A 23,893-nucleotide genomic window follows, 5' to 3' on the forward strand; every position below is an offset into this window, starting at 1 on the left:
CACCACTAACCTTGCATCGTGATTGGCCGCACCGGGAAGCTATGTCGCGCGTCCAGCCACATCAAATGGAAAAACGACCGAATTGGAGCGGATCGACCGAAGTCCTGATGAAAGGCGGAACCAGCCCGGACGTCCAGCGTTCCTGTTTGGAACATACCGCGAACAGGTAAGGTGAGAACTGGTACATGGCGAAAGCGACCGAGCATCCCTCCCACAACCCGAAGCGCGATCCCGAGCCGCCGTCGAATATGGAGAAAGATCCGGAAGACTGGGTCTCCGGCGACGAGCCGATGACCGGCGCGCAGGCCTCCTATCTGAAGACCCTGTCCGAGGAGGCGAAGGAAGCGGAGGCTTTCGCCGAGGACCTCTCCAAGGCGGAAGCGTCGAAGCGCATCGACGCCTTGAGGGAGAAGCTCGGGCGCTGACTAGGCGCTGACCTCCCGCCGGTCCTTCATCCGGTAATAGGGCAGGATCAGCCGGGCGGTGCGGTTGACGAGCGGCGACAACGGAATGCCCTTGGGCTCCGTCAGGGGCAGCGGCAGGTCGGTGGCCGGCGCGCCACGCACCGCATCCGCCATGACCTGTCCCATGGCCATGGCGAGCGCCAGGCCGCGGCCGTTGCAGCCGATCCAGGCGAGAAGGCCGTCGTCGCGCCGATGCAGGCGCGGCAGCCGCTCCGGCGTCATGGCGATGCGGCCCGACCAGACATATTGCGCCTGCATCAGGCCAACCTGCGGGAAGGTCACCCGCAGGCGCTCCAGCACGAGGCGGGTCACCCGCTGCTGGCCCAGGACCTGCAACGCCAGCGCACCGCCGCTGACGATGCGGCCCTCGCGATCGCGGCGGAAATAGCGCAGGTCCATGCGCGTATCGGAGGCTGCCTCGTTGCCCGACAGGATGGAAGCCCCGTCACTCCCCAGCGGTTCGGTCGCCACCTGATAGGACAGCACCGGCACGATGGAGCGGGCCATTGCCGGCCAGAGCGCGCCGGAATAGGCGGCGGTCGCGAGCACCACCTTTTCTGCCCGCACGGTGCCGCGCGGCGTCGTGATGTGCCAGCCGTCCGGTCGACGGGCGAGCGCCGTCGCCGGCGTATCGGCGTGGATGCGCGCGCCCTCCTGCGCCGCCGCGCGGGCGAGCCCGCGGGTGAAGGCGAGGGGATTGATATGGCCGCCGCCCGGATGAAACCAGCCGCCGTGATAGGCGGTGGTGCCGAGCCGGGCGGCGATGTCATCGGCGCTCAGCGCCACCGCGGCGACGCCCTGCGCCTGCCATTGCGCAGCACGGTGGGCGGCCAGCCTGGCGCGTCCCGGCGTATGCGCCGGCTGGATCCAGCCGTTGCGCACGGCATCGCAGTCGATGCCGTAGCGGGCGACCGTCTCGTAGAGGGTGTCGGCCGAGCCCTTCACCAGGTCGAGAAAGCGCGGCCCGTAATCCGGACCGAGCGCCTTGAGGATGGCATCCGGGTCATGGCGGGTGAGCGTCGGGATGACCTGGCCGTTGTTGCGGCCGGAGGCTCCGGCGCCGATCTCGCCGGCTTCCACCACGACCGTTGCGATGCCGGCCCGGGCGAGATGGAGCGCCGTCGACAAGCCGGCAATGCCGCCGCCGATGACCGCGACATCGATGTCGCACGCGCCGTCGAGCGGCGCAGCCGTAAAGCTTTCGCGCGACAGTGCCGCCCAGAGCGGGGAGGGCGCGTCGCAGGGCCGGCTCACGGCCCGGCATCCAAGGTCAGCATGAGGTCGAGTGTGGCCGTGAGGTCGAGCGTGAGGCGCGGGCCGTGGCGATACGGAGTGAAACCTGCGGCGTCTAACGCGCGCGCTGCGCGATCGAGATCGGCGACGGCGATGGTCAGGCGGCTCGGCTCGCTCGCCGGCGTGAAGGCGACTTCGGCGCGGGCCGGCGCCCGAGGCAGGGCCGCGCCGACGCGGCCGAGCACGGCGCGGGCAAGCGCCGGGTCGGGCAGGGCGAGCGAGGCCGCGCGGATGTCACGGGCGCCATTGGCGTGGTCGAGCCATTCCGGCCGCCAGACGAGTTCCGGCGTCTCGTGCTGGCAGAGGATGAGGCGGAAGCCCGGCGTCTCGGCCGCGGGCAGGCGGCAGACCTTGAAGCTGAGGCGCTGGCCGCGGTCGTCGAGCCGGTCGAAGGCGATCGGCGGGTCCATCGGAAAACCAGCCGCCCCGAGGGCGCGCGCCGTTTGCTCGGCATCGTCGATCCTGAGCGCGATGCCGCGCAGCCCGTCGCCTTGGGCGAGAAGCGCTCGCCACCCGGCGCTACGCTCGGTGGGGCGCAACACGGTCAGGATCTCGATATAGGTACCCGCCAGCATCACGCAGCAATTCGCCGTGCCCATGGCGGGGCTGTGCTCGGTGCGCGGCGTGACCGTGAAGCCGAGGCGCGCGAAGAGCTCCGCTGCCCGATCGAGGTTCTCCGTCAGCAGGATGACATGGTCGAGCCGGACGGGCTCAGCGGCGGCCGTCGCGCTCATGCCGACACCGTCATCTTGTCGATGCCGTAGATGCGATCGACCACGAGAAGGCCGACCACGGCGAGGACGAGTTGCAGGGTGCTGAGCGCGGCGATGGAGGGATCGAACTGGTTTTCCATATAGCTCAGCATGACGACCGGCAGGGTGAGCGTGTCCGGGCTGCCGAAGAAATAGGAGATCGGCAGGTTGTCGAAGGAGACGAGGAAGGAGAACAGCGAGCCGGCGACGATGCCGGGGCGGATCAGCGGCAGCACCACATGCCAGAAGACGCGCAGCGGCCCCGCGCCGAGGAGCGCCGCCGATTCCTCGTAGCTGCGCGGCAGGCCGGCGTAATTGGCCGCAACCGTGCGCAGGACATAGGGCAGGCAAACGGTGGTATGGGCGATAAGGAGCGCCGTGAAGGAGACGCCGACGCCGATCCGCGACAGGAAGAACAAGGCGGCGAAGCCGATGACGATCATCGGCATGGACAAGGGCGAGAGCAGGAAAGTCATGATGCCGCTCGCCCAGGCCGAGCGGCTGCGCGCCAGCGCCATGCTCGCCGGCACGCCGATGAGGCAGGAGAGCACGGTCGCGCCGAAGGCAATCTCGAAGCTCACGATGAGCGCGTCGATATAGGGCTGGTACTCCCAGATCCGCCAGAACCAGCGGAGCGACCAGCCGGGAATGGGGAAGGCCACATAGCCCGCCGAGGTGAAGGAGACGACGACCACCACGACGATCGGCAGCAGCATGAAAACGAAGAACAGGACAACGAAAGCCGCAAGGAGGAAGCGGGGGAGATCGAACCGAGCGCGAGACATCTAGGCTCCCCTCCGGCGGACCAGGCGCAGCTGCAGGAAGAGGCAGACGAGCGCAATGGCGAGCAGCACCGTGCTCATGGCGCTCGCCATGGCGAAGTCCCGCGTGGTGTTGAACTGCTGGTAGATGAGCAGCGGCAGGGTCTGCAGCCCGCCGCCGAGCAGCACGAGAGTCACGAAGCTGCCGTTCGCCACCATGAAGACGAGGATCGCGCCGGTGCCGATGCCGTCGAGCGAAAGCGGCAGCGTCACTTCGAGGAAGGTGCGGAAGCGGCTCGCGCCGAGGAGCGCGGCGGATTCCTCCAGCCGCTGGTCGATGCCCTGCAGCACCGAGGCGATGGACAGCACCATGAAGGGCACGAGCACATGCACCAGGCCGATGACGGCGATCTCCGGCGTGTCGAGCATGCGCAGCGGCCGCTCGAGCAGCCCGAGATCCTGCACGAGCCAGGTATTGACAAGGCCGCGCCGGGCAAAGAGCACCTCCCAGCCGTAGGTGCGCATGATGATGGAGGTCAACAGCGGCGCAATCAGCAGGAAGATGATGAGCCCGCTCCAGCGCCCGCCATAGCGCACGAGATAGAACGCAACGGGATAGCCGACGAGGAGGCAGACGAGCGTGACGACGGCCGACAGCATGATCGTCTCGACGATGCTGCGGATATAGAAGCCGTCGGTGAGCAACTGGCCGTAGCGGGCGAGCGAGAAGGCGCCGGTTTCCGGCGCTACGAAGCTACGCAGGCCGTTGTCGATCAGCGGCAGGACGAAGAAGGCGACGAGAAAGAGCACCGCCGGCGCGATCAGCATGATCTGCCGCACCGGGAGCCTCAGTCTCGCGCTGTAGCCTGCCTTGGTCATTCTGTCGGATCAACTCGTTTGAGATTTGCCGCCTATCCTCCTCCGTCATGGCCGGGCCTGTCCCGGCCATCCCGATTTCCCAGGGAGCAGCCCTTCGGATCGGGATCCCCGGCACAAGGCCGGGGATGACGATGTGGGTATGATCGCTGCCGCGACCAACAGGCCTCACCCCAAGCGCGTCACCCCCCGATTTCGCGGTTCCAGCGGTCGACCCACTGGCTGCGCACCTGCGCGATCTTCTCGTAGGGCGGGAAATGCGCCTGCTGCCAGGGGGTGAAGCGGTTGGCGAGGTTCGGCGGATACTGCACCTTCTTGTTGGTGACCGGGTAGCTCAGCATGGTCGCGAACTGCAGCTGCGATTCCGGGCTCAGCATCACATTGATGTAGTCCCAGGCGAGCGGCTTGGCATTCTTCGGCTTCTGCACCGCGAGCGCATTGATGGAGCCGCCCTCGGACGGGTTGATGAAGTCGATCCAGGTGGCGCCGGAATCGTAATGCGCCCAGGTGCGGCCGTCGAAATAGATGCCGATATCGGCCTCGCCGCTCGCGAGATGGTTGAAGAAGTCGTTCGGGCCGTTCCAGAAGACGAGGTTCTTGCGCATCTTCTTCACGGCGTCGAAGAAGGGGTCGACATTGTCGACGCCGCCGCCGAGCGCGCGCGCCATTGCCCAGATCAGCATGATGGGCGTGACCGCATAGGCGATGCCGGGGAGGGAAGCGACCCATTCGCCCTCGGCCGTGCGGTCGACGAATTCCTTGAAGGACTTCGGCGGATTCTTCACCGCGTCCTTGTTGTAGGTGATGCCGGCGACGCCGTAGTCGAAGACGGTGCCCTTGCCGAGAATGGCATCCGTGAATTGCTGCGGGATGTCGGCGAGGTTCGGCAGCTTCTCGACGGTGAAGGTATCCATCAGGTCCGTCTTCGCCACATTGATGGCGAGGTCCGGCGTCGTGATGATCACGTCGATCGGCGGGTTCTGCGGATTGGCCTCGACCTGGCTCAGCCATTGCGGCGGCGAGCCGAGGAGCACATTGGCCTTGGCGCCGGTCTTGGCCTCGAAAGGCGCGACGAAGCACTTGCGCACCGCCTCCTCCCAGATGCCGCCGAGCGCGGTGACGGTGATTTCGCCGCCCTGCGCGAAAGCTCGGAAAGGCGCACCCGCGGCGAGGGAGGCGCCGATCACCCCGCCCGCCTTGAGGACGTTTCGTCTGGTCGAACCGCTCATGTTCCGTCTCCTCTTATGGCCTTTGGCCCTTCGTTCCGCTCTGGTTTATCTCATTCCTGCTCGATCGCGACGATCGCCGCATCGAGCCGCGCGCGATCGGCTGCGGTGATCGCGCCGGCCTCCGTGCCCAAGGGAAAGCTCGCCGGCAGCCCCTGGAGCACGGATCGATAGAGCTCGGTGCGGCGCTTGGTGCGCTGTGCCGCCGGCAGGCGGAAGAGCGCGGCGTTCAACCGGTCGAGCACCTCCGGCGCAAAGAGCGCCTGCCAGGTCCCACGTTCCGCGCCGAAGGCGTGCGGCGTGTCCTCGGCAACATGGTCCCGCCGGCGCTGCCGGGTCGCATCCTCGTCGACGCGACCGTCGGGGATGACGACGCCGTAGTCGCGCGCGGCCGCCTCGACCGAGACGAGCCCGCGCGTGACATCGCGCAGCACGCGCGCGGGTTCACGGGCAAAGGGGTCGCCAAAGCCGCCGGCACCGGCCGTGCGAAGGGTGACGACATCGCCGCGGTTGACCGGCAGTACGTCGATCTTGCCGAAGCGGCGCTCGTCGGGCGTGCCCTCGTTGATCACCATTTCCGTGCGCAGGCCGGGCTGGCCGCCGCGCATGCCCCAGGGCCGGAACTTGGCGCGCTCCATGCCGCGCCCGAGCACCATCGCGCCGTCCTTCAGGACGCGGAAGGTGATTTCCAGGCCGCAGCCGCCGCGCCACTGGCCCGGGCCGCCGGAATCGGGCCGCAGCGCATAGCGCTGGATCTCGACGGCGATTTCCGCCTCGACCGTCTCGACCGGATTATTGGCGAGATTGGAGATGCCGCTGTCGCGGCCGTCGACGCCGTCGGCGCCAAAACGGGCGCCGGTGCCGCCGATCATCGGCTCGACCACCTGCACATTCTGGCCACCGGTGCTGTTCGGCTCGGCGACGACGAGCGGCACGACGAGGCCGCTGCTGGCGGCTGGCATGACGTCCGGCAAGGCGAGCCCGAAGGCGCCGTTCAGAAGGTCATTGACGCGGATGGCCGCCGCGTGGCGCACGCCGACGGCCGCGGGCCGCTCGGGGTTGACGAGCGAGCCTTTCGGCGCGGTGATCGAGACATGGCGCAACAGGCCCGTGTTGAGCGGCGCCGTGCGGTCGAGCGTCTGGATGAGGGCGAGGACGCGCAGCGTCAGCCAGGCATGCGGCTTGCCATGGCTCGGCACATTCATGGCGGCCGCGACCTGCGGGTCGGTGCCGGTGAAGTCGAGATGCACCGTGCCGTCGGAGAAGGTCACGGCGAGCGAGAGCCTGACCGGCAGGCCGCTCGTCGCGTCGTCGTCGAGGAAGTCGGTGAAGCGATAGGTGCCGTCCGGCACCCGCCTGAGAACCTTGCGCGCCTTCTCGGCGGCATAGTCGAGAAGGTCCTTCTGGCCTTCCAGGAAGATGTCGACGCCGTGCTGGGCGAGGAGCTGCGCCACGCGCTTGCGGCCGGTGGCGAGCGCCGCGAGCATGGCGCGGATATCGCCCATATTGGCGTCTGGTGTGCGCGAATTGGCGCGGAAGAGGAGCTCCACGTCGGCGTTCATCTGGCCGGCGCGCACCAGCTTCACCGGCGGGACTTGCAGCCCCTCCTGAAAAATCTCCTGGTTGGTCGGCGAGATGCTGCTCGGCACGCGCCCGCCCACGTCCGAGCAATGCACGAAGGCCCAGCCGTAGGCGATGATGCGGCCCTCGTGGAAATAGGGCTCGATCAGGTGCAGGTCCGGCAGGTGGGTGGCGAGCCCTTCCGAGCCATAAGGGTCATTCGTCAGGATGACGTCGCCGGGCTCGAGCGGGCCGACCGCCTTGATGGTCGGCAGGCAGTCGAGCGCGACGAAGCCCGACACACCGATCGAGCGAGGATAGGCGAAGAAGACGCCGTTCGGATCGGCGAGCGCGCAGGCGAAATCGGCCGTCTCCTTCACATAGAGCGTGCGGCCTGTGCGTTGCAGGGTGAAGCACATCTCCTCGGTGACCGCGGCGACCTTGTTGCCGAGGATCTCCAGGGTGACGGGGTCGAGGCGCATGGTCGGGGCGGTCACGGCTGTGCACTCCGCGTCAGGTGGAGATTGCCGACGGTGTCCATGCTCGCCGTCCAGCCGGGCAGCACGACCACGGTGGTGTCTTCCTGCTCGACGATCGCAGGCCCGGCGAAGATGTGGCCGGCGGCGAGCGTCTCCCGGTCGAAGACGTCGGCCTCCACCCAGTTGCCGGCGAGAAAGATCGGGCGGCGACCCGCGGCTGCGGGTGGGACCGGGGAGGGGGCGAGTTCCGGCAGGGCGACGGGCGGAATGTGACCGATGACGGCGAGGCGGGCCGTGGTGATCTCGATCGGCGCCGCGGCGTCGCGGAAGCCGTAGACGCGCTCGTGCTCGCGGTGGAACGCCTCGGCGATCTCGGCGTCACGCGGCGTGCCGGCGTCATCGGCAAGCGTGACGCGCAGCTCGTAGGCCTGGCCGGCGTAGCGCATGTCGAGTGAGCGGGCCACGCCGACCCCGGTGACGAGGTCGCCTTCGGCCGCGAGCCAGGCGCGGCCTTCCTGTTCGAGGAGGCGCAGGACGTCAGCCAAGGCCGTGGCGGCATCCGCGTCGAGCGCACGCCGCAGGCTGCGGACGAAGTCGCGGCGCAGATCCGCCCCGACCGCGCCGAGTGCGCAGAAGGTGCCGGCCGACGGCGGCACGACGACACGCGGCAGGCCCGCCTCCTCAGCGAGGAAATTGGCGTGGGTCGGGCCGGCGCCGCCGAAAGGCATCAGCACGAAATCGGCGGGATCGAGCCCGCGCTGGGCAAGCGTCTTGAAGAGCTCGGTCGCCATATTGGCGGTGGCGACGCTGAGCGCGCCATAGGCCGTGCGGGCGGCCGCATCCGGTCCGCCGAGCCCGATGCCTTGGCCGATGGCGGCGAGCGCCGCCTCCGCCGCGGCGCGGTCGAGCACCATGCGGCCGCCGAGGAAGCGGGTGGGATCGATGAGGCCGGTCGCGAGATAGCAGTCGGTGACCGCGGGCTCGGTGCCGCCCCGCTGGTAGGAAACCGGGCCGGGCGCGGCACCGGCCGAGCGCGGGCCGACTTTGAGCACGCCGTGGTCGTCGACCCAGATGATCGAGCCGCCGCCGGCGCCGATGGCGCTGACGGCAACGACCGGCAGCACGAGCGGCAGGCCGCCGATCTCGGTGCGCGTTGCGAATTCCGGCACGCCCGCCGTCGAAACGGCGATGTCGCTGCTCGTGCCGCCCATGTCGAAGGTGATGATGCGCGCGACGCCGGCTGCCGCCGCAAAGCGCGTCGCCGCCATGACGCCGGCTGCCGGCCCGGAAAGGATCGTCTCCACGGGCCGCTCGGACGCGGATTCGAGGCTCATGGAGCCGCCGTTCGAGGCGGTGACGAAGATGGGTGCCGTTGCGCCGCGAGCCCGTACGCCTTCGCCGAGCCGGCCGTAGTAGCGGCGCATCAGCGGCTGGATATAGGCGTTGAGACAGGCCACGAGCGTGCGCTCATATTCACGGATCTCCGGCCAGACGCGGGCGGCGGAGGTAACGCCGATGCTGCGGTGGCGGGCGATGCGCCGTTCGAGATCCGTGGCGAGCGCAGCCTCGGCCTCCGGCGCGGCATAGCCGTTGATGAGGACGAGGGCGACGGCCTCGATATCGCTTTCGGCGATCTGCGCGGCGAGCGCATCGAGCGCGGCGGCCTCCGGCACGCGCGTCGGCTCGCCCTTGGGATCGAAGCGCGCCTCGATCTCGAAGATGCGGTCGCGCGGAACGAGCGGCTCCTCCTTCGTCGCGTGGAAATCGAAGGAGGAGGGCATGCGGCTGCGCGCGATTTCCAGGATGTCGCGGAAGCCGGAGGAGACGACGAGGCCGATGCGCGCGCCGGCGCGCTGGATGATGGCGTTGAGGCCGATGGTCGTGCCGTGCATCACGAGATCGACGTCGGCCGGCGCGAGCCCGGCCTTGGCGACGAGATTGGCGAGGCCCTCGATGACGGCGCGCGCGGGATCGTCCGGCGTGCTCGGTTCCTTGTAGTAGACGAGCCGGCCTGTGCCGTCCGCGAGAACGAAATCCGTGAAGGTGCCGCCGACGTCGATGCCGACGCGTACGCGTCCCGGGTCGGAGATCCCTGTCACTCGTCGTCCTCCACAACCACGCTGTCTTCGCTGCGCCACCCGGCCGTGAGCTGGTCGCCGGCCTTGAAGGCGACCGTCCCGAGCGGGCCATCCGCCTGCCGGTAGGCATAGATCTCGCGGCCGAGCGCCGGCACGTCGAGCTGGTAAGCCGCATAGGTGCCGCGGAAGGCTGCCGACACCACGACGGCCGAAAGCCGGTTCGGCAGGCTCTCGGCCGCCGGCCCGAGCACGACGCGCTCCGGGCGCACCGACAGGATCATCGTGTCACGCTGAGCACTGTCCGGCGCCGGCCGCAGCCGGATGGGGCCACCGGTGCCGGCCATCTCGACGGCAGCCGCACCGCTGTCGGCGACCGTGCGTCCTTCGAAGATATTGGATGTGCCGAGGAACTCGGCGACGAAGCGGGTAGCCGGCCGGTCATAGATCTCGGCGGCGCTGCCGACCTGCAGGATGCGCCCGCGGTTCATCACCGCGATGCGGTCGCTCATGGAGAGCGCCTCTTCCTGGTCGTGCGTGACGAGCACCGTCGTGATGGCGAAGCGCTGCTGCATGCGCCGGAGCTCGAACTGCATGGTCTCGCGCAGGCTCCGGTCGAGCGCGCCGAGCGGCTCGTCGAGGAGAAGCACGCGCGGGTTCGGCACCAGCGAGCGGGCGAGCGCCACGCGCTGCTGCTGCCCGCCGGAGAGCTGGGTCGGGTAGCGGTCGGCATAGCCGGCAAGCTGCACGAGATCGAGCATGCGCACGACCTTGGCGTCGCGCTCGGCCTTGGCCAGGCCCGCCATGCGCAGGCCGAAGGCGATGTTCTCGCCGACCGTCTTGTGGGGAAAGAGGCTGTAGTTCTGGAAGACCATGCCGAGGGCGCGCCGGTGCGGCGGCAGCGCGGTGATGTCCGCGTCGGCGACGACAATGCGGCCTTTGTCCGGGCGCTCGAAACCGGCGATCATGCGCAGCGTCGTCGTCTTGCCGCAGCCGGAGGGCCCGAGAAGGGAGACGAGCGTGCCGGGTTCGACATGGAGATTGAGCCGGCTCACGGCGGTTGTCGTGCCGAAATATTTTTCGAGATCCTGCAACTGCAGGTCCGCCGGCGCGCGCGTCGCTTCCTCACTCATGCCCAGATCCCACCGGCCGGTATCCCTCACTTTGGGGCACCGCATTGTCACCTGATGCGGGAATAGCCTGCAACGCGGCGCCGTTCCAAGCCCGGCGGCACGATTGTGGCTCATGGGGACAGGGGAGCCGGTCCGGCGTCATACGGTCAGCGCCGAATTGACGAGCGGCTTCAGCTCGAACGGACGGAGCACCTGCGTGACGAAGCGCTCGGTGAGCGGCTCGTAGACACGCCATAGCCGGCGCAAGCCCACATGCGGGTTCTCCTCGAAATCGACGCGCAGATCGACGAGCGGCCAGGCATGGCGGTCGACGACGAGGAGGGCGGCCGCCATGGCGGGCTGCGTCTCACCGCCGGCGGCAACGCCCGCATCCACGGCCGCGAGAAGCCGTTCGACGAAGGCGCCCGAGGTCTTCTCGTAAGCCTCGACCATAGCCTGCGGCACCTCGGTATTCGCGAGAAAATTGCCGGCCGAGATGCAGGCATCGCCGGTCGCGGCCGCGTTGATCGATTCGATGCCCGGACCGTTGTAGAAGGCCGTGCGGCCCTCGCGATCGAGGACGGTGAACTGCCGCTGGGCCGGATATTCGCTGCCGGCGACCATCATGTCGACCACCTCCTGGGCAGCGATGCCGCGCGACAGCAGGTCGAGGCCGAGCGGCCCCATGCGGATGTCGGTGCGATGCTGCGTCAGCACCGTGCCGACGCCGGCGCGCGCCCAGGGGCATCGGTTGCCGACCGCGATGCTGGAGCTCGCCACGCCGATGCCGAACATACCGGTGTTGCGATCGAGCGCGGCAAGGGAAAAGGTCACGGGAGATCTCCGTGGAGGGCTATTTTAGCGCTATAATCGGCAAAGCTAGCGTGGTGTCAACAGGCATGGGCTCAAACACTGCCACGCACGATCAATTGGTAGCCGACATTTTCGGTTGGCCTCGCCGCAAGCCCGCGCTCGGCCTTTTCGACCAGCATCTCTGCTGCCGTGCGACCGATCTCATAACCATGCGTGCGAATGGTCGTGAGCCCCGGCGGAACCTCGGACGAGATCTCGTAATCGCCGAAGCCGGCGACGGCGAAGCGCTCCGGCACCGGCCAGCCGCGGCGCATGCATTCGAAGAGCGCGCCGACGGCAAAAATGTCGGTGACGCAGATGAGCGCCTCGACGGCCGGTTCCTTGTCGAGCAGGTGCTCGATCGCGACCCGTCCGCCGGCAAAGCCGAGGGCTTCCGGCGCGAAGATCACGAGATCGTCGCGCAGGCCGGCTCCGCGCATCGTCTCCTGAAACGCGCGCTGCCGTTCGAGAAAGCGCCGGTCGCGCGATTCATAGCCGACGAAGCCGATCACCTTGCGTCCGCGGGCGATCATGAATTCGGTGATCTCCCGAGAGGCATCGTAGTTCGAAAAGCCGACGGCCATGTCGATGAGCGGGCCATCCAGGTTCCAGGTCTCGACGGTCGGGACGCGCGCCGCCTTCAGGAGGTCGCGCATCTCGGGGCTGTGTTCCGTGCCCGTCAGAATGATGCCGTCTGCCCGGCGTCCGACGAAGGTTCTCGTCGCATCGAGTTCCCGGTCGGGTGTGTCGCCGACGGCGAGCACCAGCTCGTAGCCGCGCGCGCAGAGGCATTCGTCGACGCCCTGGATCATGCGCGCGAAATTGGAGTTGCGCAGGGACGGGACGATGGCTGCGATGACCCGGCTCTTGCCGGAGGCAAGATTGCCGGCGATGAGATTGGGCACATAGCCCAGCTTGGCGGCAGCCGCGAAGACCTTTTCCCGCGTATCGGAGCGCACCTTTCCCGGCTGCTGAAAGGCGTTGGACACCGTCATCAGCGATACGCCCGCCTCGCGCGCGACGTCCTGCATGCGGATGAAGGGCATCCTGTCCCTGTGCCGTTCGTTCATCGGTTCACAAGCGGGCTCTGCGGGATTCCATGCGATCTCTCATACAAGCCCGGGGTCTTTGCGTCACTGCGATCGCCAATCGCGTCGTGGGGGAGGGCAGGATAAAACTGCGCCGGTAGTGTCGGCACCAGGGAGCCTGCTGCGTCCTTGGGCCATCGGTAATGCCCGAGACGCCAAGCGACAAGGAGCTATCGCATATGACCGCCACGAATGAGACGCAGCCTGCCACCATGCCCGTGAAGGGTGGGGTCGTCGCCTATCTTCAGGTCGACGGAGCCATGAAGGCGGCAGAGTTCTACCAGCGCGCTTTCGGAGCTGAGCTCGCCATCGCGCATCCGGTGGACGACAAGGGCCGGACAATGCACGTCCATCTCTATGTCAACGGCAGTTCGGTGATGCTCAGCGACTCCTATCCCGAATACGGCCACCCTTACGAGAAAGCGCAGGGCTTCAGCTTGCTGCTGCCGGTCGAGGATATCGATAGCTGGTGGACGCGGGCGGTAGAGGCCGGCTGCGAGGTCGTCATGCCGGTCGAGGTGATGTTCTGGGGCGATCGCTACGGTCAGCTTCGCGACCCCTTCGGCGTGCTCTGGGCCATGAACGCCCCGAACCGTTGAGGGGCGAGAGCTCCGCTCTCGGAGCAATTCGGTACGCCGGGTCGGCGATTTTGCCGGGCTCTCGATCATCTCTCCCGAGAGACAGAGCCGTCGAGTAGGATTGGCAGACGCGGGTTACCTCTCCCCGCGTGCGGGGAGAGGTCGGCCGCGAAGCGGTCGGGTGAGGGGGAATTTTGCCATCGAAAGATCACCCCCTTACCCTGGCCCTCTCTCCGCATGCTGCGGAAGGGACGACAGCCGCATAGGTGATCCCCACCGCAAGGGTAAGTCGCCGGCCTACATCTCCAGGAAGGCCTCAAAGCCGCCGTAGATCATGCGCTTGCCGTCGAAGGGCATGTTGTCCATCTCGCCCTTCAGCCGCGGGTCGGCCATCACCTTGGCAAGGATCGCATCCCGCTCGGCGCGGGAGGGGTAGACGATCCAGGAGAAGGCGACGGTCTCGTCATCCGTGGCCTGCACGGACCGCGGAAAGGACGTGACCTCGCCATAGGGCACGTCGTCGCCGAGGCACTCCACATAGGCGAGCGCGCCGTGCTCCTTCCAGACCTCCCCGGCCGTGCGGGCGAGCGCCTTGTAGGCCTCGATTTTGTCCTTCGGAACCGGGACTATGAAACCGTCCACATAGGCCATTTCGACATCTCCTCTCATCGGAACTGCCGAAGGACGATCGCCGCTTCGCCGATCCGACAGGCTGGCGGCATTTTTCTTCCTCCAGCGGATTTTGTCGACCCCACTGACGCTTCGCGGCACCCGCTCCGCGGCCGCTTGGCACTCTCGGCATTCGAGTGCCAATTTTTTCGCATGGACCTCTTGAACGGCCGAATTTCGCTCCCTAGCTGGATGGCGCCCAGGTCAGCTGAAGCTCTCCAGGGCTCATGGCATCATCGTTCGCAACGTGGAGGATTGGCATGCACTTCCGCCCTCTGCACGACCGTGTCGTCGTGCGCCGTGTTGACGCCGAGGAGAAGACGGCCGGCGGCATCATCATTCCCGACACGGCCAAGGAGAAGCCCCAGGAAGGCGAAGTCGTCGCCGTTGGTCCGGGCATTCGCAACGAGAAGGGTGAACTCGTGGCGATCGATCTGAAACCCGGTGACCGCGTCCTGTTCGGCAAATGGTCCGGCACCGAAGTTAAGATCGACGGGGAAGACCTGCTGATCATGAAGGAAACGGACATCCTCGGCGTGATCGAGCGGACCACGACCGCCAGGAAGGCGGCCTGACCGCCACCCTTGTTCTGAACCATTGGAAGCCAAGGAAGGAGGTTGACGATCATGGCTGCCAAGGAAGTGAAATTTTCATCGGACGCCCGCGAGAAGATGCTGCGCGGCGTCGACACGCTGGCCAATGCGGTGAAGGTGACGCTCGGCCCGAAGGGTCGTAACGTCGTCATCGAGAAGTCCTTCGGCGCGCCGCGCATCACCAAGGATGGCGTGACGGTCGCCAAGGAGATCGAGCTCGACGACAAGTTCGAGAATGTGGTCGCCCAGATGGTGCGCGAGGTGGCCTCCAAGACCAACGATCTCGCCGGTGACGGCACGACGACCGCGACGGTGCTCGCCCAGGCCATTGTGAAGGAAGGCGCCAAGGCGGTGGCGGCCGGCATGAATCCGATGGACCTGAAGCGCGGCATCGATCTTGCCGTCGAGGCGGTCGTTGCGGACCTGAAGAGCCGCGCCCGCAAGGTGACCAGGAACGACGAGATCGCCCAGGTCGGCACGATCTCCGCCAATGGCGATACCGAAATCGGCAGGTTCCTGGCCGAGGCCATGGAGAAGGTCGGCAATGAGGGCGTGATCACGGTCGAGGAGGCCAAGGGCCTGGAGACCGAGCTCGAAGTGGTCGAAGGCATGCAGTTCGACCGCGGCTATGTCTCACCTTATTTCGTCACCAATGCCGAGAAGATGCGGGTGGAGCTGGATGATCCCTATATCCTGATCCACGAGAAGAAGCTCTCCGGCCTGCAGGCCATGCTGCCGCTGCTCGAAGCCGTCGTGCAGTCCGGCCGTCCGCTCCTTATCATCGCCGAGGATGTGGAAGGCGAGGCGCTCGCCACGCTCGTCGTCAACAAGCTGCGCGGCGGCCTGAAAGTCGCGGCCGTGAAGGCGCCCGGCTTCGGTGACCGGCGCAAGGCCATGCTCCAGGATATCGCCATCCTCACCGGCGGCACGGCGATCTCCGAAGATCTCGGCATCAAGCTCGAGAATGTCACGCTCGACATGCTCGGCCGCGCCAAGAAGGTGGTGATCGAGAAGGAGAACACCACCATCGTCGATGGTGCCGGCGCCAAGGCCGATATCGACGCGCGCGTCGCCCAGATCCGCGCCCAGATCGAGGAGACGACCTCCGATTATGACCGCGAGAAGCTGCAGGAGCGGCTGGCGAAGCTCGCGGGCGGCGTCGCGGTGATCCGCGTCGGCGGTGCGACCGAGGTCGAGGTGAAGGAGAAGAAGGACCGCGTGGACGATGCCATGCACGCGACCCGCGCGGCCGTCGAGGAAGGCATCCTGCCGGGCGGCGGGGTGGCGCTGCTGCGCGCGCTAAAGGCGCTCGACAGCATCGAGCCCGCCAATGACGACCAGAAGGCCGGCATCGACATCGTCCGTCGCGCCATCCAGGTGCCGGCGCGCCAGATCGCCATCAATGCGGGCGAGGACGGCTCGCTCATCGTCGGCAAGCTCCTGGAGAAGGACGACGCCAACTGGGGCTACAACGCTGCGACGGGCACCTATGAGGACCTCGTCAGCGCCGGCGTGATCGATCCGGCCAAGGTTGTGCGCACCGCCTTGCAGGATGCGGCCTCGGTCGCCGCCCTCCTGATCACCACCGAAGCCCTCGTCGCCGAGAAGCCGAAGAAGGAAGCTGCCCCGGCGGCGCCGGCCGGCGCCGGCATGGACTTCTGAGTTCGAGCCGAGGCCCGGGAGATTTCGCCCGGGCCTCTTTGTTCGGGTCGTTATCGATCTGCCGCTCTCCGGAGCGGCCCGCCGCGCGGCGCCGCGGCCCCGCGCGCAATCCGTTGCCGATCTCTGCTCCCATCGACGAGGTCAAGCCGATGAAGATTGCCCAGATCGCCCCGCTTGCCGAACGGGTTCCGCCAAAGTTCTACGGCGGAACGGAACGGAACGGATCGTCTCTTATCTGACGGAAGAACTCGTTCGGCAGGGTCACGACGTCACCTTGTTCGCCAGCGGCGATTCGAAGACGGCCGCCAAGCTCGTGCGCTGCTCCGATATCGCGCTTCGCCTCAACCCGGCGGTCAAGGATCCGATCCCCTATCACATGATCATGCTCGATGAGGTGATGCAGCGCGCCGATGACTTCGACGTGCTGCACTTCCACATCGATCTGTTGCATTTCCCCCTGATCCGCGGCTTCGCCGACCGGACCGTCACCACCTTGCACGGCCGGCTCGACCTTCCGGATCTCATGCCCTTCTATTCCGTCTTTCCCGATTATCCGCTGGTGTCGATCTCCGACGACCAGCGCCGTCCCATGCCGCGGGTCCATTGGGCGGGCACGGTCCACCACGGACTGCCGGCTGATCTTCTGCCGTTCACGGCAAAGCCCGATGGCGACTATCTCGCCTTCCTCGGCCGGATCTCGCCGGAGAAGCGGCCCGACCGCGCCATCGAGATCGCCGCCCGGGCCGGCATGCCGCTCAAGATCGCCGCCAAGGTCGACAAGGCCGACCAGGCCTATTGGGACAGTGTGATCGCGCCTATGGTCGAGGCGCATTCCCATGTGGAGTTCATCGGCGAAATCGACGAGCGCGAGAAGGATGCCTTCCTCGGCAATGCGCGCGCTCTCCTTTCCCCGATCGATTGGCCGGAGCCCTTCGGCCTCGTGATGATCGAGGCGATGGCCTGCGGCACGCCGGTCGTCGCCTTCCGCTGCGGGTCGGTGCCCGAAGTCGTGGACGATGGGATCTCGGGTTTCATCGTCGACAGCATCGACGAAGCGGTCGCGGCCGTCCGCGCCACAAGCGAGCTCGACCGCGCGGATGTGCGCGCCACCTTCGAGGAGCGCTTCACGGTGGAGCGCATGGCGGCCGACTATCTCGCCATCTATCGCGGGCTGCCCGGCGCGCGCACCAAGGCGGCGCGCCTGCGGCGCGTCGTCGGCGAGGACTTCGGGCTGCAGGTGGTCGCCTGACCATAGGCGCCGGCTGCAGCCGGCCGGCGCCGCTCGCGGCCGGCCTTGGTTTCGGCGCGGGGTACTCCACATCAGCTTGGTGGGCATTGCGCCGGTTGGCAGCCGCGGCGATGGACGAGCGCACGGCTTGTGGAGGAGGCCATGGACAAACGGACCCATTTCCACGTCTGGTACTGGATCGCGGCCTTCGTTGGCGTCCTCCTCCTGCAATATGTCCTGGTGACCGCGCGGCAGGTGGCGCCGATCCCATACAGCGACTTCGAGCGATATCTGCGTGAGGGCAAGGTCGCGGAGGTCGCCGTTTCCGACAATTTCATCCAGGGCACCTTCAAGGCGCCGCCGCCCGTGCCCGGCGGCCAAACCCAGTTCGTCACGACGCGCGTCGACCCGAACTTCGCCAACGAGCTGCAGCAGTATGGCGTGCGCTTCTCCGGCCAGGTGGAGAGCACCTTCCTGCGCGATCTCCTCTCCTGGGTGATCCCCGTGGCGCTGTTCTTCGGCGTCTGGATGTTCCTCTTGCGGCGAATGGGCGGCGGCATCGGCGGCGGGCTCATGCAGATCGGCAAGAGCAAGGCGCGCATCTATGTAGAGGCCGACACGCGCGTGACCTTCGACGATGTTGCCGGGGTGGACGAGGCGAAAGAGGAACTGAAGGAGGTCGTCTCCTTCCTCAAGGATCCGAAGGGCCATAGCCGGCTCGGCGGGCGCATGCCGAAGGGCGTGCTCCTCGTCGGCCCGCCCGGCACCGGCAAGACGCTGCTCGCCAAGGCGGTCGCGGGCGAGGCCAAGGTGCCGTTCTTCTCGATATCCGGCTCGGAATTCGTTGAGATGTTCGTCGGCGTCGGCGCGGCCCGTGTGCGCGACCTCTTCGAACAGGCGCGGGGCAAGGCGCCGGCCATCATCTTCATCGACGAGCTCGATGCCCTCGGGCGCGCCCGCGGCATCGGGGGAATGGGCGGCCATGACGAGAAGGAGCAGACGCTGAACCAATTGCTCGTCGAGCTCGACGGCTTTGATTCATCGACCGGCCTCGTGCTGCTCGCCGCCACCAACCGGCCCGAGATTCTCGATCCCGCGCTCCTGCGTGCCGGGCGCTTCGATCGGCAGGTGCTCGTCGACCGGCCGGACAAGCAGGGCCGCATCCAGATCCTCGGGGTGCATTTGAAAAAGGCGACGCTCGCGCCTGATGTCGATGCCGAGAAGATCGCGGCGCTGACACCCGGCTTCACCGGCGCCGACCTCGCCAATCTCGTCAATGAGGCGACGCTCCTCGCGACCCGACGCGGGGCCGACGCGGTGGCGATGGAGGACTTCAACAATGCGGTGGAGCGCATCGTCGCCGGCCTTGAGAAGCGCAATCGTCTGCTCAATCCGAAGGAGCGGGAGATCGTCGCCTATCACGAAATGGGCCACGCGCTAGCAGCCATGGCGCTGCCGGGTGTCGACCCCGTGCACAAGGTCTCGATCATTCCGCGCGGCATCGGCGCGCTCGGCTATACCATCCAGCGGCCGACCGAAGATCGCTTCCTCATGACGCGCGAGGAGCTGGAGAGCAAGATGGCGGTGCTGCTCGGCGGTCGCTCTGCCGAGTGGATCGTGTTCCACCACCTCTCGACCGGCGCGGCCGACGACCTCGCAAAGGTCACCGATATCGCCCGCGCCATCGTCACCCGCTACGGCATGACGGACAGGCTCGGCCATGTCGCGCTCGATCGCGACCGCAGATCCTATCTTACGCCCAACGAGTTCGCCGGCATGCCGCGCGAGCGCGACTATTCCGACGCAACCGCGGCCGCCGTCGACGAGGAGGTGCGCGCCATTGTCGAGCGGGCCTTCGAACGCACGGTGAAGCTTCTCGCCGACCACCGCGATCTCCTCGAACGGACCGCACGGCGCCTCCTGGAGAAGGAGACGCTCGACGAGGCCGAGCTGAAGCAATTTGCGGCTGAGATGAACCGGCCGCCGGAGGCGGGCGCTGCACCGACCGTCAAGGCCGCCCGCAGATGAGGGCAGGGGGCTTGCAGAAACCGCGAGCGTAACCAGATCAATGTGGGGTACCGCAGCGGAACGCGACGTTTGGGAAGACGGAGCTTGCGATGACGGGAAACACCACTCCACCAGTTCTGGTATCAGACGGACAGTCCTTTGCGCCGGAAGTCGAGCGTCTGCTCTGGCCTGCGCAGGTCTATGCCCATCCACGGCAAGTAATCGAAGACAACACACTGAGCTTAGCCGAGAAACGGGCGATCCTGTCCTCTTGGGCGTCCGACGCCTGCGCAGTGGATTCGATGCCAGCGCTGCGGCAGGCGCCGGGCGCGCCGGCCCCTGTCACCTTCGATGATGTCATGCAGGCGCTTCGTGAGCTCGACGGCGTCGAGGTCCGGCCGTCCCGGTTCCGCCGCCGGGCGAAGCCCACCGTCTGCACCGAGATCTCGCTCTGAGTGGGATCTCGCCGGAGGCCTAGGGCTCTTCTTCCTGCGGAGCGAGAAGATCCACCAGCTCCGCCACCTTGCCGCTCGGAAGTGGCCGCCCTTCTCCCATCAGAGCTTCGTCGCTGTTCACCCAGGCCCAGGCCTGGGTGAGTTCTTCGGTTGTCGCCCCTGTCGCGACCAAATCGGCGATGAACGCATCGTCGACAGGTCCGAGTACTGCAACAACGTCCGTTTTCGTCAGGTGCATCACCGTCTCCTCTCCGGTCTCTCGGGATGGTCGAACGGGTCCGAAGGTCACATAGGCTATGGCGACGACACTTCAACCCGGGCGGCGCAGGGGGCCAGGGAACGTGCCAAAAATCGCCGCCTGAAGGCTCTTGAAACCGGAAAAATCCCAACTAGATCAATGGCGCCGGTTGCAAGACCGTGGACAAGGATCGCCAGTTCTCAGAGCGCTTCTACGGCCGCTTCGAGCGCCGCATCCCCCTCGGCGTCGAGATCGAGGAGGACAAGGTAGCGGCCACCTTCAAGAACGGCGTGCTCACGGTGACCTTGCCGAAGTCGGCGCACGCGCGGTCCAAGGCCAAGCGCATCGCGATCAACGGCAAGCACTGAGACGCAGGCGGATGCCGCGCTCCGCGACGACGGTCCCGCGGATCCGTCGCGATCATTCCCGTTCCGTCTTAACGCAGTGACCAGAGAAAGGAGGATGACATGGCCAACACTGTGATGCGCAAGGCGGAGCATAGGCACTAGACGTCGTCAACCTCGTTGCTGGCGTCTGCTTGATGCTCACACCCTGGGTCTTCGGCTTCACGGGTGAAGCGACCGCCGCGTGGAATGCCTGGATCGTCGGCGCCTTGATGGCGCTTGTCGCGATCGGCGCGCTCGTCGCCTTCGCCGAATGGGAAGAATGGGCGAATGGCGTGCTCGGCGTCTGGGCGATCATCTCGCCCTGGATCCTGGGCTTCTCGGGCATAACGGCCGCCATGGCCTCGCATGTGGTGATCAGCCTGATCGTGGCTGTCCTTGCCGCAGTCGAGCTGTGGACAACGCATAATCGCCCGGTGTCGACGGCCTGAGATATCGATGGCCCAGAAGCCCGGTTGCTCCGCTACCGGGCTTTTTTTATTGGCCTTTCGGGTCATTTCTCAAGACGATCCAGGCCGGCGCATGGTCGCTCGCGCTTTCGCACCCGCGCACCTCCCGATCGACGCCGGCATCGAGGAGCCGTTCGGCGGCTTCCTCGCTCAGGAGCAGATGATCGATGCGCAGCCCCGCATTCCGTCGCCAGCGGTCCCGTTTGTAGTCCCAAAAGGTGTAGATCGCCTCGCGCGGGTGGATCGCCCGGATCGCGTCCGTCCAGCCCTGGTCGAGAAGGCGGCGGAAGGCCGCCCGGCTTTCCGGCTGCAGAAGCGCGTCATTGCCCCAGGACTTCGAGGGATAAATATCCGCGTCCGTCGGGACGACGTTATAGTCCCCGGCCAGGACCACCGGCACCTTTGCCGCGAGAAGCGCGGCGGCATGCGCGATCAGACGCTCGAACCAGGCGAGCTTGTAATCGAATTTCGGGCCGGGCTGCGGATTGCCGTTCGGCAGATAGAGCGAGGCGACGAGCACGCCATTGACGGCCGCCTCGATGTACCGGCTCTGCTCATCGCTCGGATCGCCGGGGAGTTCAGTCCTGGTCACGATGGGATCGCAGCCCCGCGCCAGTATGGCGACGCCGTTCCAGGTCTTCTGGCCGCGCCACACTGCACCGTAGCCCGCCTCGCGAATGGCCGCTTCCGGAAAATCGCGGTCGGCCGTCTTCAATTCCTGCAAGGAGACGACATCGGGTTTCGCGTCGGCGAGCCAGGCGAGCAGGTTCGGCAGCCGGCGCCGGACATTGTTGATGTTGAAAGTCGCGATCTTCATCGGCGCCGCGGCTCAGGCTGCCCGCGCGATCGCCATCGCCAGTCCCTGCCTCAGCTGTTCCATCGCATAGGGCTTCTGCACCACCGGGTAGTGCGCCCATTCCGGTTCTATGCCGGTGAGCCCATAACCGGTGGAGAAAACGATCGGAATGCCGCGTTTCCGGAGGAGCGCCGCGGCCGGATAGACCTTCTGTCCGGCGAGATTGATGTCGAGCACTGCCACATCCACGCTGCACTCGCGCGCGCGCTTCACGGCATCCGGGAGATTGGACGCGGTTTCCGTGATCTCGCAGCCGAGTGACAGCAGCATCTCCTCGATCAGCAGCAGTACGGGGAATTCGTCCTCCACCAGGAGAACGCGACGCCCCGTTATCCCTGCTGGTGTGGCGTCATCGGCCATCGTCCAGGGGCAATTCGATGCGGCACTGAGCGCCGGACGGCAAGAGTTCGAGACGTGCCTTGCCATTGAGCTCGGCTGAAACGCCCTGTTCGACGAGCCGCAGGCCGAAACCGCGCCGCGCATTCGGCTTGACCGGCGGGCCGCCGCTCTCGGTCCAGTCGATCTTCAGCACCCGGCCGTCGTCGCCCTGTTCCGTTCTCCAGCCGAAGTCCACCTTGCCTCCGGCCTGGGTGAGCGCGCCGTATTTCGTCGCATTCGCCGCGAGTTCATGAAAGACCATGGACAGGAGCAGGGCCATCCGCGGCGGGATGATGATCGGCGCGCCGGAAATCGCGATATTCCCCGAAGTGCTGTAAGGGGACAGGCCGGATACGGCGAGGTCGCGCAAGTCCGCGGCGCTCCAGTTGCGGCGGCTGAGCTCGTCGTGGGCGCGGCTCATGGCGAGGACGCGGGCTTCCAGCGTCTGCCGATAATCATCGATGGTCTCCGCCCGGCGCGCCGACTGCACCATCAGCGACTGGACGGTGGCGAGCGTGTTCTTCACGCGGTGGTTGAGCTCGTCGATGAGGAGCTTCTGCTGGCGTTCGGCCTCCTTGCGGTGGCTGATGTCGACGAGCATGTTGATGGCGCCGGTCATAGTGCCGGACGAATCCCTCAAGGGCGTCGGATAAGGCGCGAACCAGATGCGCGAGCCGTCGGGCCGTTCCGCGATCGCCTCTTCATTCCTCACCGGCCGCTGCTCCCGGAGCGCAACCGCCATCGGGCATTCCTCATGCGGCAGAGGCGCGCCGTCCGGGCTGTAGAGCCGCCAGGTCACGCACCATTTGTCGCCGAGCTCCGGCCGCCGGCCCGCGAATTCCACCGCCGCCTCGTTGAAGAAGGTGATCCTGCCCTCGAGGTCCGTCGTGTAGACGGCGGCGGGCAGCGCCTCGAGAAGCGCGCGGTGGCGGTGCTCGCTCTCATGAATGGTTCTGTCGTCGTTCTTGCTCTGCGTGACGTCCCGGGTAATGGCGAGCTGCGCCAGATCGCCGTCGGGCAGGCGCAGCGGCACGGCATGCGTTTCCATATGCCGGCGCGTGCCGTTGAGCCCGATGACGTCGAATTCCCAGGTCAGCGTTTCGCCGCCGCAGACGCGTGTGTGGTTGGCTCGCCAGAGCTCCTGGGATTCGGGAGCGATGAGATCGTAGATCAAGCCGCCTTCGACACTGGTGTCGCTACCAGCCTCGATCATCCGCTTGCCGGCGGAATTCATCTGCAGGAGCCTGCCGTCGCGGGCGACGATCTTGATGCATTCCGGCGTCGCCTCGACCACCGTCCGCAGGAGCGCCTGATCGCGTGCCCGGGCATTCTCGGCCTGTCTGCGGTCGGTGATGTCCTGAAGGCAGTTGACGGCTCCATGAATGGCGCCGTTTTCATCGAAGAGCGGTTCCGCATTGGCTTGGATGAAGATGCGGCTGCCATCCGGGCGCTCGAAAACGAGCTCGCGTCCGCGCACCGGTTGACCGGTGCGGAGCACCTCCGCCAGAGGCGTTTCCGTGCGTTCCAGCGGCCTGCCGTCCAGCTCAAAAACCCTGTAGGCGCCGCAGAAGGTGAGTTCGGTGCTGCCGAGTTCGGGCGAATGGCCCCAAAGCGCGGCCGCGGGCTCGTTGTATTGCACGAGCAGGCCGCGCGAATCGCACATGTAGATGCCGATGGGGAGCGTGTCGACCAGTCGATCCCATGCGAGGCCGCGAAAGCCGAGCGGACCGGCAAAGGGCTGCGAAGCGTTATCCGCAACTGTCATGTCATTCATATTATTTCTTTTCCCCCAAGGCAGTCCGGTGCAGGCCCCTACGAAACACAATGTGCGACAGCCG

The 23,893-nt window shown here is 66.8% G+C and carries 22 protein-coding genes and 2 pseudogenes; 9 read left to right on the top strand and 15 right to left on the bottom strand.

All coding sequences use genetic code 11. The features are described 5' to 3' along the window. Positions 1-185: 185 nt before the first annotated feature. The gene (locus ACFQU1_RS22470; protein WP_378136943.1) at positions 186-425 is read left to right on the top strand and encodes a DUF3072 domain-containing protein; all 240 of its coding nucleotides are present in this window, start codon (positions 186-188) and stop codon (positions 423-425) included. Here ACFQU1_RS22470 and ACFQU1_RS22475 read toward each other — a convergent pair whose 3' ends face one another. The 10 genes from ACFQU1_RS22475 to ACFQU1_RS22520 all read right to left on the bottom strand — a co-directional run bounded on the left by ACFQU1_RS22475 (position 426) and on the right by ACFQU1_RS22520 (position 12,481). After that, the gene (locus tag ACFQU1_RS22475; RefSeq protein ID WP_378136945.1) at positions 426-1,718 is read right to left on the bottom strand and encodes an NAD(P)/FAD-dependent oxidoreductase; all 1,293 of its coding nucleotides are present in this window, start codon (positions 1,716-1,718) and stop codon (positions 426-428) included. Next, entirely contained in the window at positions 1,715-2,491 is a 777-nt protein-coding gene (locus ACFQU1_RS22480) for a VOC family protein (protein ID WP_378136947.1), read from the bottom strand. Before ACFQU1_RS22480 ends, ACFQU1_RS22475 begins: the two co-directional genes overlap by 4 nt. After that, positions 2,488-3,294 carry an ABC transporter permease gene (locus ACFQU1_RS22485; RefSeq protein ID WP_378136949.1) on the bottom strand — a complete coding sequence of 269 codons (807 nt, stop codon included), beginning with the start codon at positions 3,292-3,294 and terminating at the stop codon, positions 2,488-2,490. The genes ACFQU1_RS22480 and ACFQU1_RS22485 overlap by 4 nt, the downstream gene beginning before the upstream one ends. Next, positions 3,295-4,149 (bottom strand): ABC transporter permease, encoded by an 855-nt coding sequence (locus ACFQU1_RS22490; protein ID WP_378136951.1) that lies wholly within the window; start codon positions 4,147-4,149, stop codon positions 3,295-3,297. Between the two features lie 179 nt (positions 4,150-4,328). Then, entirely contained in the window at positions 4,329-5,375 is a 1,047-nt protein-coding gene (locus tag ACFQU1_RS22495; protein WP_378136953.1) for a PotD/PotF family extracellular solute-binding protein, read from the bottom strand. Positions 5,376-5,425: 50 nt separating this feature from the next. Beyond that, entirely contained in the window at positions 5,426-7,429 is a 2,004-nt protein-coding gene (locus ACFQU1_RS22500; protein WP_378136955.1) for a hydantoinase B/oxoprolinase family protein, read from the bottom strand. Then, the gene (locus ACFQU1_RS22505; protein WP_378136957.1) at positions 7,426-9,510 is read right to left on the bottom strand and encodes a hydantoinase/oxoprolinase family protein; all 2,085 of its coding nucleotides are present in this window, start codon (positions 9,508-9,510) and stop codon (positions 7,426-7,428) included. Before ACFQU1_RS22505 ends, ACFQU1_RS22500 begins: the two co-directional genes overlap by 4 nt. Continuing rightward, entirely contained in the window at positions 9,507-10,619 is a 1,113-nt protein-coding gene (locus ACFQU1_RS22510; RefSeq protein ID WP_378136959.1) for an ABC transporter ATP-binding protein, read from the bottom strand. The genes ACFQU1_RS22505 and ACFQU1_RS22510 overlap by 4 nt, the downstream gene beginning before the upstream one ends. A gap of 138 nt (positions 10,620-10,757) precedes the next feature. Continuing rightward, a complete protein-coding gene (locus tag ACFQU1_RS22515; protein WP_378136961.1) occupies positions 10,758-11,432 on the bottom strand; it encodes a DUF1028 domain-containing protein in 675 nt (224 codons plus the stop codon). Between the two features lie 71 nt (positions 11,433-11,503). Beyond that, a complete protein-coding gene (locus ACFQU1_RS22520; protein ID WP_378136964.1) occupies positions 11,504-12,481 on the bottom strand; it encodes a LacI family DNA-binding transcriptional regulator in 978 nt (325 codons plus the stop codon). A 236-nt stretch (positions 12,482-12,717) separates the two neighbouring features. On the opposite strand from ACFQU1_RS22520, the gene ACFQU1_RS22525 reads away from it, so the two are divergent. Beyond that, positions 12,718-13,137, top strand: coding sequence for a VOC family protein (locus ACFQU1_RS22525; RefSeq protein ID WP_378136966.1), 420 nt, complete (start codon positions 12,718-12,720; stop codon positions 13,135-13,137). 276 nt (positions 13,138-13,413) lie between these two features. Here the strand turns inward: ACFQU1_RS22525 and ACFQU1_RS22530 are convergent, their stop codons facing one another. Beyond that, positions 13,414-13,767: a DUF1428 domain-containing protein gene (locus tag ACFQU1_RS22530; RefSeq protein WP_378136968.1), complete on the bottom strand. Its 354-nt coding sequence runs from the start codon at positions 13,765-13,767 to the stop codon at positions 13,414-13,416. A 278-nt stretch (positions 13,768-14,045) separates the two neighbouring features. Here ACFQU1_RS22530 and groES point away from each other — a divergent pair, with 278 nt between their 5' ends. The 5 genes and pseudogenes from groES to ACFQU1_RS22555 all read left to right on the top strand — a co-directional run bounded on the left by groES (position 14,046) and on the right by ACFQU1_RS22555 (position 19,730). Next, positions 14,046-14,360 carry a co-chaperone GroES gene (gene groES, locus ACFQU1_RS22535; RefSeq protein ID WP_378136970.1) on the top strand — a complete coding sequence of 105 codons (315 nt, stop codon included), beginning with the start codon at positions 14,046-14,048 and terminating at the stop codon, positions 14,358-14,360. Between the two features lie 51 nt (positions 14,361-14,411). Continuing rightward, positions 14,412-16,040, top strand: coding sequence for a chaperonin GroEL (gene groL / locus ACFQU1_RS22540; protein WP_378136972.1), 1,629 nt, complete (start codon positions 14,412-14,414; stop codon positions 16,038-16,040). A 149-nt stretch (positions 16,041-16,189) separates the two neighbouring features. Further along, positions 16,190-17,289 (top strand): annotated as a pseudogene (locus tag ACFQU1_RS22545) (glycosyltransferase family 4 protein). Between the two features lie 141 nt (positions 17,290-17,430). Next, positions 17,431-19,296 (top strand): ATP-dependent zinc metalloprotease FtsH, encoded by a 1,866-nt coding sequence (gene ftsH / locus ACFQU1_RS22550; RefSeq protein ID WP_378136974.1) that lies wholly within the window; start codon positions 17,431-17,433, stop codon positions 19,294-19,296. Positions 19,297-19,385: 89 nt separating this feature from the next. After that, positions 19,386-19,730 (top strand): hypothetical protein, encoded by a 345-nt coding sequence (locus ACFQU1_RS22555; RefSeq protein ID WP_378136976.1) that lies wholly within the window; start codon positions 19,386-19,388, stop codon positions 19,728-19,730. A 19-nt stretch (positions 19,731-19,749) separates the two neighbouring features. Here ACFQU1_RS22555 and ACFQU1_RS22560 read toward each other — a convergent pair whose 3' ends face one another. Further along, on the bottom strand, positions 19,750-19,968 hold the full coding sequence (locus ACFQU1_RS22560) for a hypothetical protein (protein WP_378136978.1): 219 nt from the start codon (positions 19,966-19,968) through the stop codon (positions 19,750-19,752). 173 nt (positions 19,969-20,141) lie between these two features. Here ACFQU1_RS22560 and ACFQU1_RS22565 point away from each other — a divergent pair. Further along, a pseudogene (locus ACFQU1_RS22565) lies at positions 20,142-20,336 on the top strand (Hsp20/alpha crystallin family protein); the annotation flags it as partial. Positions 20,337-20,509: 173 nt separating this feature from the next. Further along, on the top strand, positions 20,510-20,803 hold the full coding sequence (locus ACFQU1_RS22570) for an SPW repeat protein (protein WP_378136980.1): 294 nt from the start codon (positions 20,510-20,512) through the stop codon (positions 20,801-20,803). Positions 20,804-20,849: 46 nt separating this feature from the next. Here ACFQU1_RS22570 and ACFQU1_RS22575 read toward each other — a convergent pair whose 3' ends face one another. The 3 genes from ACFQU1_RS22575 to ACFQU1_RS22585 are packed head-to-tail and all read right to left on the bottom strand — an operon-like array spanning position 20,850 to position 23,829. Then, positions 20,850-21,638: an exodeoxyribonuclease III gene (locus ACFQU1_RS22575; RefSeq protein WP_378136982.1), complete on the bottom strand. Its 789-nt coding sequence runs from the start codon at positions 21,636-21,638 to the stop codon at positions 20,850-20,852. 12 nt (positions 21,639-21,650) lie between these two features. Next, on the bottom strand, positions 21,651-22,037 hold the full coding sequence (locus tag ACFQU1_RS22580) for a response regulator (RefSeq protein ID WP_378136984.1): 387 nt from the start codon (positions 22,035-22,037) through the stop codon (positions 21,651-21,653). Further along, entirely contained in the window at positions 22,027-23,829 is a 1,803-nt protein-coding gene (locus ACFQU1_RS22585) for a PAS domain S-box protein (RefSeq protein ID WP_378136986.1), read from the bottom strand. The genes ACFQU1_RS22580 and ACFQU1_RS22585 overlap by 11 nt, the downstream gene beginning before the upstream one ends. Between the last annotated feature and the right edge of the window lie 64 nt (positions 23,830-23,893).

The organism is Chelatococcus sp. GCM10030263 (genome assembly GCF_042666455.1).
Classification (GTDB): domain Bacteria; phylum Pseudomonadota; class Alphaproteobacteria; order Rhizobiales; family Beijerinckiaceae; genus Chelatococcus.